We start from the raw sequence: 1,700 nt of genomic DNA on the forward strand, positions 1-1,700 counted from the left end.
AGAAGCCGTATTCCTATCGATCATGAGGACGGCTCTGATCGAACAGGTTCCCTGGTCGGGTGATCTTGGCCGCGCGGGCGCATGAAAGCAGGGCCTCCGGTGCAGCACGAGGGTTGCGAAGCCAACTCGTGCACCAGGAGGCCCTGTTGTCCCAGTCTTGCGTGACGACGTTGTTCCCGTCCAACTCGCGCGTGTCGGTGTGCGATTGCCTCGCTCACCGGTTCGGGAACGCGGCCGACCGCCCCGACCGGGTGCGGCAGTACCCCTCCGACATGACGGACGCCGAGTGGCAGGTGGTGCGCGACGCAATGCCGGCCCCGGCCTGGCTCGAAGGGCGGGGCGGACAGCCCGAGGGCTACTGCCACCGGCAGATGTTGGACGCGGTCCGCTATGTCACGGACAACGCGATCAAGTGGAGAGCGATGCCCGCCGACTTTCCGGCGTGGGACCGGGTGTATGCGTTCTTTCGCAGGTGGCGCGACAAGGGACTGGCCCGCGAGTTCCACGACCGCCTGCGCCAACGGGCCCGCCGGGCCGAAGGGCGGGACGTGGAACCGACCGCGGCGATCATCGACTCGCAGTCGGTCAAAGGCGCGGCGTCGGTGCCCGCCGCCTCACGCGGCTACGACGGCGGCAAGAAGATCAACGGAAGGCGCCGGCACGTCATCACGGACAGCATCGGGCTGCTGCTGATGGTCCTGGTGACCGCCGCCGACGTCACCGACCGCCAGGCCGCCCGCGTGATGCTGCCCCGGCTCCGGGAGGCATTCCGCAAGATCACCCTCATCTGGGCGGACGGCGGTTACTCCGGCCGCCTGGTCACCTGGGCCAGGGAGAAACTCCAGCTCACCCTGGAGATCGTCAAGCGCAGTGACGACATGAGCGGCTTCGTGGTGCTGCCCAGACGGTGGTGCGTGGAGCGGACTCTGGGGTGGCTGATGCGATCGCGGCGTCTGGTGCGGGACTTCGAGACGCTGCCCGCCTCCAGCGAGACGTTCGTCTACTTCTCGATGGCCATGCTCATGAGCCGCCGCCTCGCCCGGACGGCATCCCGGCCCCGGCCCGGGCAGGCACGGTGGGCTCGCGCGGCGTGAACCGGCCCGACGGCAACGCGGTCACCCAGCCCCGCTCGGCCAGCCGCCTCGCCTTCGAACGCACTCCCTCGGTCTTCGCCGGCACCGCCGCAAGCCCCAGCCGCCCGGCCAGCTCCTTCGCCGAGATGCCCTCACCGGCGCCCGGCTCTGCCTCCACCAGCTCCACAATCCGCCGGTAGTCCGCCGACAGCGCCAAAACCGTCGCCCCCGCATACCAGCGCGGCACGACCGACCCCGCGACCGGCGCCTTCGCCGTGTCCGCCACCACCGCGGTCGCCGCCTCGCCCACCGGGGCGGCCCCTTCCTCCAGCATCACGTCCCGGCCCGCCAGGGTCTCGGCGAGCTCGGCCGTGGCGATCACGCGACGCTCCAACAACGCCTCCGCCTCGGCGAGTTCGACAAGAACCCGCTCCGCCTCCACACGAAGCTCCTCCGCCCGCACCCGGGCAGCCGCTTCCCGCCCCTCCACCAGCGCCATCACCGACGTCACACTCAACTCCGCATCACCGAGACCGAACCAGACGCCCGAACTCTCCCGCAACAATGCCGACACCATGCCTGATCAGCGGAAACTCAACGACCACATCCGGAAAGACAACGGCTTCT

2 protein-coding genes are annotated in these 1,700 nt (G+C 69.7%); one reads left to right on the forward strand and one right to left on the reverse strand.

The genetic code is table 11. The annotated features are described in order from the left end of the window. Nucleotides 1-272 precede the first annotated feature (272 nt). Nucleotides 273-1,094, forward strand: coding sequence for an IS5 family transposase (locus tag ACIRPX_RS45910; protein ID WP_404206134.1), 822 nt, complete (start codon nt 273-275; stop codon nt 1,092-1,094). Here ACIRPX_RS45910 and ACIRPX_RS45915 read toward each other — a convergent pair. Further along, entirely contained in the window at nt 1,021-1,650 is a 630-nt protein-coding gene (locus tag ACIRPX_RS45915; RefSeq protein WP_404206135.1) for a hypothetical protein, read from the reverse strand. The genes ACIRPX_RS45910 and ACIRPX_RS45915 overlap by 74 nt on opposite strands. Nucleotides 1,651-1,700: the final 50 nt, after the last annotated feature.

Origin of the sequence: Streptomyces sp. NPDC101225 (assembly GCF_044767585.1) — a bacterium.
In the GTDB taxonomy this organism is placed as follows: Bacteria; Actinomycetota; Actinomycetes; order Streptomycetales; family Streptomycetaceae; genus Streptomyces.

What these genes read in the sequence shown, in the direction of transcription:
- ACIRPX_RS45910 (WP_404206134.1), top strand. Translation starts at nt 273, where the DNA reads ATGACGGACGCCGAGTGGCAGGTGGTGCGCGACGCAATGCCGGCCCCG.
- ACIRPX_RS45915 (WP_404206135.1), bottom strand. Translation starts at nt 1,650, where the DNA reads ATGGTGTCGGCATTGTTGCGGGAGAGTTCGGGCGTCTGGTTCGGTCTC.